The 15,634-nt window shown below is 64.4% G+C and carries 14 protein-coding genes; 1 reads left to right on the forward strand and 13 read right to left on the reverse strand.

Annotated features, from left to right (window positions below):
* Positions 1 to 975 (reverse strand): NAD-dependent epimerase/dehydratase family protein, encoded by a 975-nt coding sequence (locus tag IC761_RS22935; RefSeq protein ID WP_195798899.1) that lies wholly within the window; start codon positions 973 to 975, stop codon positions 1 to 3.
* A 16-nt stretch (positions 976 to 991) separates the two neighbouring features.
* Positions 992 to 2,461, reverse strand: coding sequence for a dihydropyrimidinase (gene hydA, locus IC761_RS22940; RefSeq protein WP_195798900.1), 1,470 nt, complete (start codon positions 2,459 to 2,461; stop codon positions 992 to 994).
* Positions 2,462 to 2,517: 56 nt separating this feature from the next.
* On the opposite strand from hydA, the gene IC761_RS22945 reads away from it, so the two are divergent.
* Positions 2,518 to 3,180: an aspartate/glutamate racemase family protein gene (locus IC761_RS22945; protein WP_195798901.1), complete on the forward strand. Its 663-nt coding sequence runs from the start codon at positions 2,518 to 2,520 to the stop codon at positions 3,178 to 3,180.
* Here IC761_RS22945 and IC761_RS22950 read toward each other — a convergent pair.
* The 11 genes from IC761_RS22950 to IC761_RS23000 all read right to left on the reverse strand — a co-directional run bounded on the left by IC761_RS22950 (position 3,177) and on the right by IC761_RS23000 (position 15,634).
* Positions 3,177 to 3,845 carry a flavin reductase family protein gene (locus IC761_RS22950; RefSeq protein WP_195798902.1) on the reverse strand — a complete coding sequence of 223 codons (669 nt, stop codon included), beginning with the start codon at positions 3,843 to 3,845 and terminating at the stop codon, positions 3,177 to 3,179. The genes IC761_RS22945 and IC761_RS22950 overlap by 4 nt on opposite strands.
* On the reverse strand, positions 3,845 to 4,777 hold the full coding sequence (locus IC761_RS22955) for an N-carbamoyl-D-amino-acid hydrolase (protein WP_195798903.1): 933 nt from the start codon (positions 4,775 to 4,777) through the stop codon (positions 3,845 to 3,847). The genes IC761_RS22950 and IC761_RS22955 overlap by 1 nt, the downstream gene beginning before the upstream one ends.
* Positions 4,778 to 4,888: 111 nt before the next feature.
* Positions 4,889 to 6,571, reverse strand: a complete 1,683-nt coding sequence (locus IC761_RS22960) for a long-chain-fatty-acid--CoA ligase (RefSeq protein ID WP_195798904.1) — start codon at positions 6,569 to 6,571, stop codon at positions 4,889 to 4,891.
* A complete protein-coding gene (locus IC761_RS22965; RefSeq protein WP_195798905.1) occupies positions 6,568 to 7,863 on the reverse strand; it encodes an aminotransferase class III-fold pyridoxal phosphate-dependent enzyme in 1,296 nt (431 codons plus the stop codon). The genes IC761_RS22960 and IC761_RS22965 overlap by 4 nt, the downstream gene beginning before the upstream one ends.
* A gap of 10 nt (positions 7,864 to 7,873) precedes the next feature.
* Positions 7,874 to 9,454 carry a hydantoinase B/oxoprolinase family protein gene (locus IC761_RS22970; protein WP_195798906.1) on the reverse strand — a complete coding sequence of 527 codons (1,581 nt, stop codon included), beginning with the start codon at positions 9,452 to 9,454 and terminating at the stop codon, positions 7,874 to 7,876.
* A complete protein-coding gene (locus IC761_RS22975; RefSeq protein ID WP_195798907.1) occupies positions 9,451 to 11,460 on the reverse strand; it encodes a hydantoinase/oxoprolinase family protein in 2,010 nt (669 codons plus the stop codon). The genes IC761_RS22970 and IC761_RS22975 overlap by 4 nt, the downstream gene beginning before the upstream one ends.
* A 416-nt stretch (positions 11,461 to 11,876) precedes the next feature.
* Positions 11,877 to 12,833 carry a dihydrodipicolinate synthase family protein gene (locus IC761_RS22980; RefSeq protein WP_195798908.1) on the reverse strand — a complete coding sequence of 319 codons (957 nt, stop codon included), beginning with the start codon at positions 12,831 to 12,833 and terminating at the stop codon, positions 11,877 to 11,879.
* Positions 12,834 to 12,839: 6 nt separating this feature from the next.
* A complete protein-coding gene (locus IC761_RS22985) occupies positions 12,840 to 13,631 on the reverse strand; it encodes an amino acid ABC transporter ATP-binding protein (RefSeq protein ID WP_438265032.1) in 792 nt (263 codons plus the stop codon).
* A complete protein-coding gene (locus tag IC761_RS22990) occupies positions 13,628 to 14,353 on the reverse strand; it encodes an amino acid ABC transporter permease (protein ID WP_195798910.1) in 726 nt (241 codons plus the stop codon). The genes IC761_RS22985 and IC761_RS22990 overlap by 4 nt, the downstream gene beginning before the upstream one ends.
* 19 nt (positions 14,354 to 14,372) lie before the next feature.
* A complete protein-coding gene (locus tag IC761_RS22995; protein ID WP_195798911.1) occupies positions 14,373 to 15,209 on the reverse strand; it encodes an ABC transporter substrate-binding protein in 837 nt (278 codons plus the stop codon).
* A gap of 122 nt (positions 15,210 to 15,331) precedes the next feature.
* Complete coding sequence (locus IC761_RS23000) at positions 15,332 to 15,634, reverse strand: DUF4286 family protein (protein ID WP_195798912.1); 303 nt, start codon at positions 15,632 to 15,634, stop codon at positions 15,332 to 15,334.

Here is a 15,634-nt window from a genome sequence, read left to right on the forward strand (position 1 = left end):
TCAGATCGCCTCCTTGTGCTGCGTCCACCACGCGCTCATGGCCGCGGCCGACTCGGCACGGCCGAACCGCGCTCGCCAGCCGAACTCGTCAGCCATGCGCGCGACTGACAACGGTGCACGATCCGGCCCATGCAGTTCGATGACCGTTTTCTCTCCGGGCGCCGCGAGCCGGCACTCAAGGCCGGGATGCAACGCCGCAAAGGCTTCGCCCCATTGCAGCGCCGACCAGGGCGCGCCAGTGGAGATGTTGTAGAGCCGGTGGCGTGGCCGCTCCGCTTCGATCAGCACCGCCACTGCTTCGGCAGCGTCTGGAGCGTAGATCCAATCCTTGATCCCAGGTCCCGGCATGAGCGCTGGTTCGCCACGGGCGAAGTCGGCGAGAATCTGGAACTGAAGGCTCGGCGTATCCCGCACCTTGCCGATCCGCTCCCATGGACCGAACACGGCGCTGAGCCGAACGTTCAGAAAATCGCCGCCCCGCAGCTCCGCGAGCCGCGCCACCGATCGCTCCGAGGTGAACTTGCTGATCGCGTAGAAGGAAACAGGATCGCAAGGCGTCTCCTCATCCAATACCGGATAGCGCTGCCCAGCAGCGCCATAGGCGGAAGCGGAGGATAGATTGACGACCCGTCGAACCCCACGGCGGACCGCCGTGCTCAGGATCGGCATTTGGGCCATCACGTTGATTTCAAGGATACTCGAAGTGTTGGTTCGTTCGAGATGATCTCCGGCCGTTATGGCGGCGCCTAGGACGATCGCATCAAAGCCCTGTTTTACAAGCGCATCGATCCTTTCCACGTCCGTGATCTCGCCCTGAACAACCGTGAGCCGTTCCCGGTAATCGGCAAAGGATCGCTCCGCTCCCGCCGGAAGTTGCTTGCGATCATACAGCGTCACGTCATGGCCGCGCGCGAGCAGCACCTCCGCGAGATTGAGGCCGACAAATCCGGTGCCGCCGAAAATGACGATCTTCATCGCGCGCGATCCACCGTCATAGCAGCTTCGCCCCGAAATTCCGCTCCGGATCCATGTCGGCCACGAGCCGGCCAGTCGGCTTGGCCGCCTCACCGCCACTGCGCGCGAGGAATTTTCCGCTTCCGGGGCTCGCCAGGCACTTGTCGCCATCGACGACAACGCGACCACGCGAGAGCGTGGTCACCGGCCAGCCCCTCAGCTTGCGGCCGGCAAATGGCGTATAGCCGGTGAGGTCGTGCATCATCTCGTCAGCGATCGTCGTCTCGCGGTTGGGATCCCAGATCGCGATATCGGCGTCGGCGCCCACCGCGATCGAGCCCTTGCGCGGATGGAGATTGTAGATTCTTGCCGGCGCCGTCGAAGTCAGCTCGACGAATTTCTCCAGGCCCAGCCGGCCCTTCGACACCATCGCGTCGAACAGCAGCGGCAGCCGCAACTCCAACCCCGGCAGGCCGTTCGCGACCTGCTTGAAGTTCGGATTGGGCCCGGCGCGCAGCTTGCCGGTCTCGTCAAAACGATAAGGCGCGTGATCCGACGAGATGGTCTGGAGATCGCCGAGCGACAGCGCCTGCCATAGCGCTTCCTGGTCGGAATGCGTGCGCGGCGGCGGGCTGCACATCCATTTGGCGCCTTCGATGCCGGGCTTATCGAGATCGTTCGCGGTCAGGAACAGATATTGCGGACAGGTCTCGGCGAACACTTTCAACCCCTGCCCGCGCGAGTCGCGGATGACCTTGGCGCCTTCGGCGGTCGAGACATGGAAGATCATGATCGGCTGGTCGATCAGCGCGGCCATGCCGATCAGCCGCGTAAAAGCTTCCGCTTCAGACACGCGGGCATGACTGACCGCATGATATTTCGGCAGCGTGTAGCCCCGTGAGAGCAGGCGCTTCACCATCCAGGCGATGATGCCGTGGTTTTCGGCATGCGCGCACAGCATCGCGCCGGACTGGCGCGCAGCGAGCAGGATGTCGAGCAACGGCTCGTCGTCGACCTTGAGACGGTCGTAGGTCATGAAGATCTTGATCGACGCGTGCCCCTGCTTCACCAGCGCCGGAATGTGCTCCTCGACCGTCTCCTTGGTCGCGTCCGCGATGATCATGTGAAAGGCGTAGTCGATCACCGCGCCCTTCTTGGCCAGCGCGTGATAATCCTCCACCACCTGAGGCAGCTTCATGCCGACATGCTGGGCCGCGAAGGGAATAACCGTAGTCGTGCCGCCAAAGGCCGCCGATACGGTCGCGCTCTCGAAGGTGTCGGCATTCATGATGCCGGCGGCGGACAATTGCTCGATATGGGCGTGGCTGTCGACGCCGCCCGGCAGCACCAGCTTGCCGCGCGCGTCGATCTCCCGCTTGGCCGCCGGAAGGTCGCGACCGATGGCTGCGATGGTTTCGCCGGAAATGGCGACATCGGCCTCGAACACATCGGTGGTGGTGGCGACGCGCCCGCCGCGGATGATCAGGTCATAGGTGGGTTCAGTCATGAGGCACTCCGTGATATGCCCGAGGCAAGTAGTCGTAATTTCGCAGGAAGACCATCATGTCCCGGCCGCGCATTCTCGTCATCAACCCGAACTCCAACCCCGCCGTTACGCAGGGGCTGGCGGACGCGCTGAAGCCGCTCGATTTCGCGGGAGGACCCGAGGTGGTCTGCAAAACGCTGGCGGAAGGTCCGTTCGGCATTGAAAGCCAGGCCGACGTCGACAGCGTCGCAATGCCGCTGCGAAAGCTGGTCGAAGGCGATAACAGCTCGGCCGCCTTCGTCATCGCCTGTTATAGCGATCCCGGACTTCAGGTCTGCCGCGAAGGCACTGACCGCCCCGTGTTCGGCATCGCCGAGTGCGGTGTCCTGACCGCGCTCGCCCGCGCCGAGACGTTTGGCGTCATCGCGATTGCGCAGCGCTCGATCCCGCGTCACATGCGCTACCTGCGCCAGATGGGACTGACCGACCGCCTTGCCGGCGAGCGGCCGCTCAACATGAGCGTCGCCGAGACGGCCTCGGGTGAAGGCACGCTGGCGAAAATGATCGACATCGGCCGCGCGCTGCGCGATGAAGACGGCGCCCGCGCCATCGTCATGGGCTGCGCCGGCATGGCGCGCCACCGGCGTCTGCTGGAGGACGCGCTCGGCATTCCCGTGATCGACCCGACACAGGCGGCCGTCACCATGGCGCTCGGAGCGGTGCAGGTCTCGCGTCACTAGGCGTCCTTCAGCTCTTTGGCATCCTGCCGCGCGAGCCATTGCGCGTGGCTCTCGCGCGCAAGCGCAAACGTGTCTCGCTGCGTCGTATAGAGATTGCCGAACATGCGGCCGATCGGCCGGTAGGCGTCGAGATCGACATACATGTTGACCTCGTCGACCAGTCCCTCGCGAGCATGAACCCTGAGCACCTCGCCGACGAGGAGCTCGCGATCGGGCGAAAAATTCAGCACCACATGGCGACGGCATTCCAGCGCAAACGGTGCAGCAGCGAGCCTCGGCACCTTCACGTCAACCGAGGGAAGCGTGGCCAGCCCCGTCGCCGCAACCTCGCTGTCGCCGGACGGGAAATCGACGGCGCAGTCGTTCATCGTCGCCGACAATGCCTCGTCCACCATGTGGACGACAAACTCGCCGTCGCGGTGGATGTTGCGGGTCGTGTCCTTCGGGCTGTGATCGGGCTTGTGCTGGAGCCCCAGCACGATCAGCGGGGGATTTTCCGAGAAGACGTTGAAGAAACTGAACGGCGCGGCATTGACCGCCCCGTTCTCGTCCAGCGTCGTCACGAGCGCGATCGGTCGCGGCACCACCACACCACACAGCAGCTTGTAGCGATCGCGCGGATCGAGCTCGCGCAACGAAAAGCCCGATGTACTCATGTCCGACATCACTTCTCCGGCGGCGGCATCGCGCCGGTTTGGCTGGTGATCAGGCCATAATGCTCAATGCGTCGGTGCCGGGCGAAATCGAAGATCGTGGTCTTGCCGAAGGTCGTGGCGTCGAGGTCGCAAGCATGAACCAGAACCTCGTCATCTTCCGTCTTGGCTTCGGCGACGATCTCGCCATTGGGATCGACGATCAGGCTGCCGCCAAACAGCGGGTGCCCGTCCTCGACGCCCGCCTTGCCCACGGCGACGACCCAGGTCGCGTTCTGATAGGCACCCGCCTGCACGGAGAGGCGGTTGTGAAACAGACGCTTCTCGACGCCCTCCTCGCTCTTCTCCGCGTTGACGGACGGCGTGTTGTAGCCGATCAGCACCATCTCGACGCCTTGCAATCCCATGACACGAAAGGTCTCGGGCCAGCGCCGGTCGTTGCAGATGGCCATGCCGATGATGCCGCCCAGCTCGCGCCAGACCTTGAAACCGAGGTCGCCCGGCTCGAAATAGCGTTTCTCCAGATGCTGGTGCGAGCGCTTGGTGTCGTACTCCACATGGCCCGGCAGATGGACCTTGCGATACTTGCCGACGATCTTGCCGGACTTGTCGGTCAGGATCGCGGTGTTGAAATGATGGCCGTCGGGCGTCAGCTCCGCATAGCCGAAATTCATGGCCATCCGATGCTGCGCCGCGCGCTCGAACAACGGCTTTGTCGCCGCACCCGGCATCTCGCGTTCGAACCAGTTGTCGAACTCGGCGCGGTCTTCGACGTACCAGCGCGGGAAGAACGTCGTGAGCGCCAGTTCCGGATAGACGATCAGGTCCGCGCCTTTGGCCTTGGCCTCGTCCATCAGCGCAATCATGCGCTTGACCACCGCCTCCCGGCTGTCGGCTTTCTGGATCGGGCCCATCTGGGCGGCGGCAACATTGACGATACGCATTCGTGAGTTTCCTGATGACCTATTATGCGAAGCTGACCATCGCAGCTTCAACAATTTTCCGGCGCGCGCAGCATAACGCAGGCTCGCACCGCTTTTCCAGCCGGACGCGCCTCATGCCGTCCGCCCCCATTCGGCATCCTGCAAGAGCCGCCAGTTGATCTTGTTGCTTGCGGTGCGCGGCAGAGACTCGACGAAGACGACGGCCCGCGGCGCCTTATAGCTCGCCATCGCACCGCGCGCCCAGTTCACGACGTCGTCCGGCGACGTGGTCGCACGCGCCGCCTCGTCCAGCACGATTAGCGCCTTGACGGTTTCGCCGCGGTAATCGTCCGGCGCCGACACGATGCAGCATTCCCGGATGGCGCGATTCTGGTACATCGCGGCTTCGACCTCGGCGGGCCACACTTTGAAGCCGCTGACATTGATCATTCGCTTCAGGCGATCCACCGCAAAGAAATAGCCGTCGGCATCGCGATAGCCGAGATCGCCGGTGCGCAGGAACCGCTTGCCCGAGAGCTCGATGAAGGATTCAGCATTGGCCTGTGGCCTGTTCCAGTATCCCCGGAGCACCTGCGGCCCGTGCACGACGATCTCGCCGGTGACATTGTCGTCGAGCTCGATCAGGCTCTCGGGATCGACGACCCTCGCATCGGTCTCGTGAACGGCAATGCCGAGGCATTGTCGCTTCGGCGCCGCCATCGGATTGATGTGGGTCGGCGACATCGTCTCGGTCATGCCGTACCCCTCGACGAAATCGAGGCCGAAGCGTCCTTTGAGCCGCTCAGCGACCGCCGTCGGCATCGCCGCGCCGCCTCCGGTCAGCACCTTGAGTTTCGCAAAACACCGGTCGCGGAACCGAGCGCTGGCGAGGACGTCGACGATCATGGTCGGCGCCGCGTTCCAGAACGTGACGCCATAGCTCTCGAACAGGTCCGGGAGCAGGTCCTTGTCCCACCGCGCCATCAGCAGCAGCGTGGCGCCCGCCACCATCGCGGCATTCATCGACCCCTGCATGCCCGCGACGTGGAACAGCGGCATGAAGCCGGTCATGACGTCGTCAGCGCCCATTCCATACCAGCGCGCCTGCAACAGGGCAGTGAACAGCGCACTGCGATGGGTATGCATGCACGCCTTTGGCTTGCCCGTCGTCCCCGACGTATAGGCCAGGATCATGAGATCGTCGGGACCTGCACTCATGGTCGCCGGCGACACGCCTTGCGTGATCGCCGATGACCAGGAATGCCAGCCCGACGACGACGGCACCTTCGACGGTGCTTCGGTCACGCAGGACGGCAGCGTATAGGGTGTCGCGGCCGGAACCTCCTCGCGATACTGCGCCACAACGGCGTGGGTGATGGCCTCGCCCACCAGAGCGGCAAAAACGCCGCTTAGCTCACTGCCGATGATTGCGACCTTCGCGCCGCTATCCGCGGCGAGACAGTCAATTTCGGCGGTCTTGTTCATGGGATTGACTGGCACGATCACCGCGTCCGCCCGCATCACCGCATAATAGGCGATGACATATTGTGGCGAGTTCTGGAGCGCGATCATGACACGGGCGCCGCGCGTCACGCCGCAAACGCCTTGCAGGAAGCCGGCCATGGCGTCGACGCGATCGCGCAGCTCGGCATAGCTCAGGCTCGCGCCATAAAACACCGTCGCCGGATGCGACGGCCGGTCGTTCGCGGCACGTGCCAGCGCATCATAGAGCGTCCCCTCCGGCATCGCGAGATGCCAGGGCTCATGCGCCGGCCAGGCCGGCGATCGACGGGCTGTTGCGTGATCTGCCCTCACCCCTGCTCCTTGTCCGCGATGTCGAGGCCGTGGTCGAGCGCGTCGAGAAGCAGCGTAGCTTCGTGCTCTGAGATCACCAGCGGCGGCGCCAAAAACAGCGAGGTCTGCTCGCCGCTGGTTCCGATCACCGCTCCGGCCTGCAGCGCCCGCTCCGCCACGCGCGAGGCGATTGGCACCTCGGTCGTGTCGGCGTGCCAGGTACGCCAATCCGGTCCGTGCAGCTCCACCGTCCAGTGCAGCCCCTGCCCCGCCACACGCTGGACGCTCGGATGCTTTTGCGCGATCTCGAGCAGGCGACGGGTGAACAATTTCTCGAGCTTCTGGACGTGCTCCAGAATCTTCTCGTCGGTGACGACCTTCAGATAGGCGCTGACGGCGGCCATGCTGATCGGATGGCCGCGCAGCGTGCCGTAGTTCTGCCAGCTCGTGCCCTTGAGCCGCTCGACGATGTCTTTGGACACCACGACGGCGGCAACCGCCGCCGCACCGCCGCCGAGCGATTTTCCGAGTGTCACGATATCGGGACGGCTCTCCGCGCCCTGGAATGCGAACCAGCGCCCCGCGCGTCCTGCGCCTGTGACAACCTCGTCCGCGATCCAGTACGAGCCCGCCCGCCGCGCACAGCGCGCGACCTCGTCCTGATAGGAGCCGTCGTAATAGATACCGCCTTGCGTGTAGTCGATGATCGTCGCCGCCGTGTCCGAGAGCAGCCGCGGGGCATCCGCCAGATATTCGCTCGGCGGCGTATTGTTGGCCGGCGCGCCATAGATCGCGCCGTCCGGCGCCGGAAGGATCCGCACCGGCGCCATCGGCGCCGGTAGCTTCGAGCCACCGGCATGCACCGCAAGACCGCCGTGCCATTGCGGCTGCACCGTCATGCTGCGCGACAGGCCGGTGATGCCGTGATAGGCGCGCTCGCGCGTTGCCAGCGCGGAGCGCTGCGTCAGCGCTTGGCAGAGCGACAACGCCATGTCGTTGGCCTCGCTGCCGCTGATGCAGAAGCGGACAGCACCGACCCAATCCTCTTCGCCTCTGAACGCGGTGGCCATCAGATCGTCCGCCGCCTGCTCGCGCCCGACCCAGGTCCAGCCTTCGTTCACGACCGGCGTATCCGCGGCATGGCGGATCGCCTCCACCATCGCGGGGTGGCGATGTCCGAGGCCGCCACCGGTGTTGCTGCCATCGATCAGCTTGCGGCCATCGGAGAGATGAAAATAGACGCCCTCGCCGCCGACCACGGCCATCGGCGCGGCTTCGCCTGCATTCAGCCCGGTTCGCAACAATTTGCTCATCGCCATCCCCTCACTCTGCCGCTACGGCGCCATAGCCGCCGCCGCCGCACATCTCGATCGTGACGAGATCGTCTTGCTGCAACACCAGGTTCGATTTGCCGTCGATCGCGACGTTCGCGCCCTGCCGGACCAGCGAGATGCGGCAAGCCTTGCCGGATTCGCCACCCTGCATTCCGAATGGCGGGATCACCATGCGCTCGATGCACGTGGTCAGATGCATCGATGGCGCCAGGATGCGGTACGTGCGGACGGAGCCGTCACCGCCGCGATGCGCACCGGCGCCGCCGGAATCCCGGCGAATGGCCTGCTGCTCCAGGCGGATCGCATAATTCGCCTCGATCACCTCGACCGGCGTGTTCGAGGTGTTGGACAGATGCACCCGGGTTGCCGACATGCCGGCCCGATCGTGCCGCGCGCCCTCGCCGCCGCCGTGAACCTCGTAGAGCATCTTCCACGAACCGTTCTGCCGCGGTTCGGCAAAGAACAGCACACCCGCGGTGGTCGCACCGCCAGCCGACAAGCGTTCTGGGATAGTATCCTGCATCGCACGAAAAATCGCATCGACGATGCGCATGGAGGTCTCGTGGTTGCCGGCGGCAACCGACGCGGCCCAGCCCGGCTCCAGGATCGAGCCCGGGCGCGTGATGATGGTCAGAGGCCGGAGCGCGCCCGCATTCTGATTCATGTCGCGCCCGCTCATGATGCGCGCAGCATAGGCGACAGCCGAGCGGGCCATGAACGGCGTCGTGTTGCAGAAGTTCGAGACGCGGTCGCAGCTTCCAGAGAGATCGAAGGTCGCCTCGTCACCGCGAATACTGATCTTCACATGGATGCGCGCGGGCGCGTTGTTGACGCTGCCGTCGTCGAGGTAGTCTTCACCTTCGTAGACGCCGTCCGGCAGCGCACGCAGTGCCTCGCGCATCTCGATCTCGGAGAGATCGTGCAGGCGGGACTGCGTCGCCATAAAGACCGCCTTGCCGTGCTCGCGGCAAAGCTCGAGGATGCGCTTCTCGCCGGCCTTGGTCGCCGCGATCTGGGCGAGCAGATCGCCCTCGCAGGATTCGGCATCCCGGACGTTGGCCTTGAGCAATTGCACGATCGGCGTGATGACGCCGGCCGAGGTTGCGATCAGCACCGGCGGAATCCGCATCGCCTCCTGGAACGTGTCGATGGCTTTTGCAAAATAGCTGCCCGGCCAGGTGCCGCCGATGTCGGGCCAGTGCGCAAGGCTGACCGCGAAGGCCACGATCTCGCCCTCGAAGAAGACGGGCCGCACGACCTTGACGTCGTTGAGGTGATTGCCGCCGAGCGCGCCGACATTGTAAATCACCACGTCGCCATCGTTCAGGTTTTCGCGCGGCATCACCTTCAGCAACTCTGGGATGGTGTAGGCCATCGCGCCGAGATGGATCGGGATGTCGCGGCCCTGCCCGACCAGGCCGCCGTGGCCGTCGGTGATCGCGGAGGAAAGATCCCCGGCCTCGCGCAGCAGCGGCGAGCGCGCCGAGCGCGTCATCACCAGGCTCATCTCCTCGGCCGCAGCGGAGAGCCCATGCCGGATGACTTCGACGACAAACGGATCGAGCGTCATGCCGCCCTCCGCGTCAGGAACAGGTTGCCGGCGGCGTCGGGTCTTGCCTGCCAGCCGGGCGGGACAACCACGGTTGACCAGGCGTCCTCGATGATCGCGGGGCCGCTGACGATCTCGGCCAGCGCGGCGCGGTCGATGATTGCGGTCTCGGTCTCGTGCAAGCCGTCGAACGAGCAGATGCGCTTGCCCGACGACACCGCCCTCGCCACGGTCGCGGGCCGGCTCACAACAGTCGTCGAAGGACGCCGCGCCTGCACCCGGACGGATTCAATGACGCAAGGCTCGCTTGTCGCATAACCGAAGAGCTCGTGATGCCGTGTCAAAAAGTTCTTCTTGAGCTTGGCTTCATCCAGCGGCAAAGCGAACGGCACCGGAATGGCATCGTTTTGCGCCGCGTACCGCATCAGGGCAACGAGCTCGACCTGAATCTCCGCTTTCACAACCCCGTTGGCGATCAGCGGCGCCGAGGCATCGTCAATCAACGTTCCGATCCGTTCCGACACGCGCGCGAGGTCGATGCCATCAAGCGCTGCGCGCAGAGTCTGCTGCTGGAGGAAGCTGAAATCGGCGGTGAGGCAGCCCAGCGCCGAGAAAGCGCTCGATGCGCTCGGCACGACTACCTGCGCAATCCCGTAGAGGTCGGCAAGGCCTGCGGCATGCATCGGGCCGCCACCACCGAAGGCGAGCAACGTGCAGTCACGCCCGTCGATACCGCGCTCGACCGTGACGCGGCGGAGCGCACGCGCCATCGTGGCATTGGCGACCTTGATGATGCCGAGTGCCGTTTCGGTCAGGCTCAGTCCGAGCGTATGGGCGATCGGCGCGATGACGCGCTTGGCGGCCTCGATGTCGATGCCAATGCGCTCGCCGAGTTTTGTCTGGGAATTGAGATAGCCGAGCACGGCATTGGCGTCGGTGATGGTCGGCTCAAGGCCGCCGCGGCCGTAGCAGACCGGCCCCGGCTCGGAGCCGGCGCTCTCCGGCCCGACCGTCAGGCCGCCGGGACCGTTGCGCACGATCGATCCGCCGCCGGCCCCAATTGAATGAACCGCAAGCATCGGCTGACGCAGCGGCTTGTCGCCGAGCATGCGGCCGTCGGTCATTTCCGCCTGGCCGTCGACAATGAGACAGACGTCCGTCGTGGTGCCGCCCATGTCGAAGGTCAGCATGCGCGATGTGCCGAGCTGGCGCGCGATGCTGACCGAGGCCGAAACACCGGCCGCCGGGCCCGACATCGCCATCACCAGCGGCCGCTGCTTCACGGCGGAGATCGGGACCATCGCGCCGGCGGAGTGAAACACCTGCAAGCCAGGACCGATCGGCAGCCGCTGCTCCAGCTCGCTGAGATATTCCACCGCGATCGGCATCGCGGCGGCGTTGAACACGGTCGCCGAGGTCCGCTCATATTCGCGCGCCTCGGGATTGACCTCGTGCGACAGCGAGACATGGGCGACGACATCCTTGAGGCGCTCACCGAGCATCTTTTCATGCGCCGGGTTAGCGTAGGCATGCAGCAATGCCACCGCGACGCTCTGCACGCCAGTCTGTTTCAGCCACGCCACCAGACGCTCGATCTCCGCGTCCTCCAGCGCCTTCAGCACGCGTCCCTCGTGATCGAGGCGCTCGGCGAGCCCAAAGCACCGCTCGGGCGGCACCAGCGGCGGCGATTTTGGCGGAATGTCCAGACGATAGAGATCGCGGCGGCGATAGCGCGCGATCTCCAGCACATCGGCAAACCCTTCGGTCGCGACCAGCGCCACCTTCGGCAGCCGGCCCTCGACGATGGCGTTGGTGACGCGCGTGGTGCCGTGGACGAAGCGCTTGACCTCGCTCTTGCGCAGGCCCACCGCCTCAATCGCCTCCAGCATCGCTTGAACCGGAGCCTGCGGCCGTGACGGCACCTTGGCGATCCGCGCCTCGTTGGAATCGCGCCGGATCGCGATGATATCGGTGAAGGTGCCACCAATATCGGTCCCGACTTCCCAGTGACTGTTGGAATCGCTCATGTGCTGGGTCAGCTAGGCATGACGTCCGGACCGGACATCGGGTCCCTGCCTTCCATCGTGACTTTCCATGCCGAACCGAGAGCGATCATCATGCATCCCTTCTCATGCCATCGTCGGAGAGCGTGCGACAGAGCTGTCGTCCGAGTTGTCGCAAACCGTCCTGCGGCCGACGCCGCGCGCCGCGACACCGGTTGCACGTTTTGATGCAGCATTGCTCACGTCAAGGGCACGCGAACGAAGATCGTTTGGCGTGACACGCGTGCAGCACACCCCAGTTTTCCAAGCGCAAATCGCATCATTTGGTGCACCGCGATATCGAACGCCTCCCGCGCCTGGCTAATTTGCAGGCGCTTGTCCGATCCTTTGGGACAGTCAGTTGCCTAGGAGCTATGCAGCGCACTCGGCTCAGCCTCTCTCTATTGTATGAGCAGTTTTCCGTATCCGGCCAGCCGCAAGGCCTCTTCGAGCGAACGCAGCTCCTCCGCTGTCGCCGGCGGCTGCGGCGGCCGCGCCGCATCGCATGAAAGCCGTCCAAGCAATTTCAGGCAGGCCTTGAGCCGCACGGTTGCCCGTCCGCCCGGCGCATTGCGGTAGATCGCGACCGCCAACGAATACAGTTTTTCATGCGCGGCGCGCGCGTGTTCCCAATTGCCGACCTCGGCCGCAGTCCACAAGCTGACGACAAGCTCCGGCACGACGCAGGCGAGGCTGACCTGGCTGCCGGCCGAGCCGACGAGATAGCTCGTCATGAGGTGCTCGTCACCCGAGCCCAGCACGACGAAGTCCGGCCGCAGCTTTCGGATCAGCCTCAGGTTCTGCTCGTAGGTCGCGACCTCCCAGCTACCTTCCTTCACGGCGACGAAGCGTGGGTCGGCGACCAGCCGCTCCAGCAGCGACGGCGCATAGGCCATGGCACCCGCGCCGACCGGTGCGGCGTAGAGCATCAAGGGCCCGGTCGTCGCATCGCGAATGCGACGGTGATGCTCGATGACGCAGTCATCTGCGTGAGCCAGCGCCCAGCTGTTCGGGGGAAACACGAGAAGCCCGTCGGCACCTGCCTGCTCCAGCGCGGCCGCCTCGCGCGCGGCCTCAAGGCTCGATTCATGATTGACCCCGGAGACGATCAGGCAATCCTTCGGTGCATGCGCACGCGCCAGCTCCACAACCCGCCGCTTCTCGGCCAGCGACAGCACGAAATTCTCGCTGGCGTGGCCGTTGATCAGGAGCCCATTGATGCCGGGCACGGATGCGACCGAGGCGAGATGCGCAGCCAGCGCCGGCTCGTCGATTTCGAAATCGGGCGTCATCGGCACGATCGTCGCGGCATGGATGCCGCGCAGGCGATCGCCGAAGGTTCGCGTTTCCGCCGACATCGCCGGCTAATGAATGATCTGGTCGAGGAACGTCCGCGCCCGCTCGGACTTCGGATGCTTGAAGAACTCCTCCGGTGCGGCCTGCTCGACGACCTTTCCCTCGTTCATGAAGACGATGCGGTCCGCGACCTCGCGGGCAAAGCCCATCTCGTGGGTCACGCACATCATGGTCATGCCCTCCTCTGCGAGCTTCTTCATGGTCTCCAGCACCTCCTTGACCATCTCCGGATCGAGCGCCGAGGTTGGCTCGTCGAACAGCATGATCTTCGGCTGCATGCACAGCGCGCGCGCGATGGCGACACGTTGCTGCTGGCCGCCCGACAGCTGCCCTGGGAATTTTTCGGCCTGATCCGGTATCCGGACCTTGGTGAGGAAATGCATGGCGAGGTCCTTCGCCTCCGCCTCCGACATCCCATTGACGGTCATCGGCGCCAGGATGCAATTCTCGAGCACCGTCATGTGCGGGAACAGGTTGAAGCTCTGGAACACCATGCCAGTGTCGCGTCGGATCGCATCGATGTTCTTGCGCTGATGGTCGAGCTCGACGCCGTTGACGTAGATCAGGCCCTCATCGTGCTTCTCGATGTGGTTGATGCAGCGAATGAGCGTCGACTTGCCCGAGCCGGAGGGGCCGCAAACGACGATCTTCTCGCCCCTCGCAACCTTCAGATCAATCTGGTTCAGCGCTGTGAAGTCGCCATAGTGCTTGTAGACGGCCTCCATGCGCACCGCTGGCGCCTGCACCATTGCCCCCGTCACGCTGCCATCCATGGCCGTGCTCATCGATACCTCACTCATGCGCGGGCCTCGACGCTGGCGACCGGGAGACTCGCGGCAGAGCGCTTCGCCTTCACGGCGCTCGATCGGCCAAAATGCTTCTCAAGACGACGCTGAACCGCATCCCAGACGGAGGTGAGGATCAGGTAGTAGGCCGTCGCCGCCGCATAGACTTCGAGGATCTGAAAGTGCTCCTGCATCAGCATGTCGCTGCGGCGCATGATCTCCTCGACCGAGATCACGGAGGCGAGCGACGTCGCCTTCAGCAGCGAATTGATGGAGTTGCCGAGCGGCGGGATCATCAGCCGGAACGCCTGCGGCAGGGTCACGCGACGGAGCGTCACCCAGGGCGACAGGCTAAGCGCCCAGGCGGCTTCGCGCTGGCCTGCCGAGACGGCCATGAAACCGCTGCGCACGATCTCGGCGAGATAGGCGGCTTCATTGAGGATCAGTCCGACCAGTGCGCAGGTGATCACGCTGAACTTGATCCCCAGTTGCGGCAGGCCGCTATAGATCACGACGAGCTGGATCAACAGCGGCGTGCCGCGGAAGAACCAGATGTAGAACCGCGAAAAGCCTGACAGCACCGGATTGGACGACATGCGCATCAACGCGATGCCCATGCCGAGAACCAATCCGCCGGCCACGGCCGCCACGGTCAGGCCGATGGTGACGAGCACACCCTTCATCAGGAAGTAGTTGAAGAAGTAGTTGACGGCGGCCGTCGGACTGAAATGGCTCATCGGCTCGTCTCCGTAGCTCTCAGGCCGGGCCCGGGCCGGCGATCGCGATCGGCTGATCCGCGGGCAGGCTGGTCAGGCCGAACTTGTCGAACAGCGCCTGATAGCTGCCGTCAGCCCGCATCGTGTTCAGCGCCTTGATAACGGCCTCGGCGACTTTCTTGTTGCGGAATGCCATCGCGGTGCGCGCAAGGCCAAGCCCGCTCAAGACTTCCTTGACGCGGCCGCGGCCGACAAGATCGCGCGCCACGCTGTCGACGAGCAGCGCGTTCTCCACCTGCCCCGCGAGCAGCGCACTCACGACGTTGGTCGCCGTCGGGAACGTGCGCATCTCGACGGCTCCGCCGCCTTTCGCCACGCTCGCGTCGCTGAATTTCTTGAGCCAGTTCATCTGATAGCTGCTGACCTCGACCGCGGATGATTTACCGATCAGGTCATTTTCGGTAGCAATTTTTGTGCCGCTATCGGGCGCAACCACGACGGATATCGCCTGGGTTGAATAGGGCACCATGTACATCAGCTTCGAACGTTCCTCGGTCCAGAACATGCCGGTATTCATGCCGTCGATGCGGCCTGCGGTCATGGCCGGGATCATCGCCGGAAAATCCATCCGGACAAGCTCGACCGGGAGACACAGACGTTTGCCGAGCTCGACAGCGAGTTCCACATTGAGGCCCTGCAACTGCCCGTCCTTGTCGACGAATTGCTGTGGCGGATTGGTCGGATTGATGGAGAGCTGCAACTTGCCCGGCGCAATCAGATTGTCGTCGGTGATCGCGGGCGTGCAGGCGGCATGCGCCGCATTGGATGCGAGAACGAGCGCGGCAGCCGCGCTCAAGCGAAGCAGTGTCGAGACCATGTATTACCTCCAGTAAGACGCCAATGACCGATGCAGTCCCTCGACCAGGATTCCCCTCGACGTTTCTTGGATGCGGCCGGCCGGACTTTGCGACACGGCGGACAGCATCGTCTTCGATCCCCTCAAGCCGGTCCCGACATCGGCTTGAGCTGGATGCGCACGAAATTCTTCACCAGGGATTCGAACGGACCGAATCCCCTCACCTTCAGAAACTCCGGCGTCTCGAACGCCCATCGTCCCGCGACTTCGTACATGGCCGCGTATTTCGGCCCGTCTCCGACAGAGACGAAGCGTTTTGCGGAGAGCCAACCCGGACAGGCGAGCAGATCCGGAAAATGCCTCTGCTCGTACCAGGCGTTGAACGCCGCTTCATGCTCGGGATCGATATCGACCCGCACAATGTGGATGAAGGATTCGTCCGCCAT

Source organism: Bradyrhizobium commune (genome assembly GCF_015624505.1).
Classification (GTDB): Bacteria; Pseudomonadota; Alphaproteobacteria; order Rhizobiales; family Xanthobacteraceae; genus Bradyrhizobium; species Bradyrhizobium commune.

Coding starts and splice junctions, on each gene's coding strand:
- IC761_RS22935 (WP_195798899.1), bottom strand. CDS start 975: ATGAAGATCGTCATTTTCGGCGGCACCGGATTTGTCGGCCTCAATCTC.
- hydA (WP_195798900.1), bottom strand. CDS start 2,461: ATGACTGAACCCACCTATGACCTGATCATCCGCGGCGGGCGCGTCGCC.
- IC761_RS22945 (WP_195798901.1), top strand. CDS start 2,518: ATGTCCCGGCCGCGCATTCTCGTCATCAACCCGAACTCCAACCCCGCC.
- IC761_RS22950 (WP_195798902.1), bottom strand. CDS start 3,845: ATGTCGGACATGAGTACATCGGGCTTTTCGTTGCGCGAGCTCGATCCG.
- IC761_RS22955 (WP_195798903.1), bottom strand. CDS start 4,777: ATGCGTATCGTCAATGTTGCCGCCGCCCAGATGGGCCCGATCCAGAAA.
- IC761_RS22965 (WP_195798905.1), bottom strand. CDS start 7,863: ATGAGCAAATTGTTGCGAACCGGGCTGAATGCAGGCGAAGCCGCGCCG.
- IC761_RS22970 (WP_195798906.1), bottom strand. CDS start 9,454: ATGACGCTCGATCCGTTTGTCGTCGAAGTCATCCGGCATGGGCTCTCC.
- IC761_RS22975 (WP_195798907.1), bottom strand. CDS start 11,460: ATGAGCGATTCCAACAGTCACTGGGAAGTCGGGACCGATATTGGTGGC.
- IC761_RS22980 (WP_195798908.1), bottom strand. CDS start 12,833: ATGTCGGCGGAAACGCGAACCTTCGGCGATCGCCTGCGCGGCATCCAT.
- IC761_RS22985 (WP_438265032.1), bottom strand. CDS start 13,631: ATGAGTGAGGTATCGATGAGCACGGCCATGGATGGCAGCGTGACGGGG.
- IC761_RS22990 (WP_195798910.1), bottom strand. CDS start 14,353: ATGAGCCATTTCAGTCCGACGGCCGCCGTCAACTACTTCTTCAACTAC.
- IC761_RS22995 (WP_195798911.1), bottom strand. CDS start 15,209: ATGGTCTCGACACTGCTTCGCTTGAGCGCGGCTGCCGCGCTCGTTCTC.
- IC761_RS23000 (WP_195798912.1), bottom strand. CDS start 15,634: ATGGCGGACGAATCCTTCATCCACATTGTGCGGGTCGATATCGATCCC.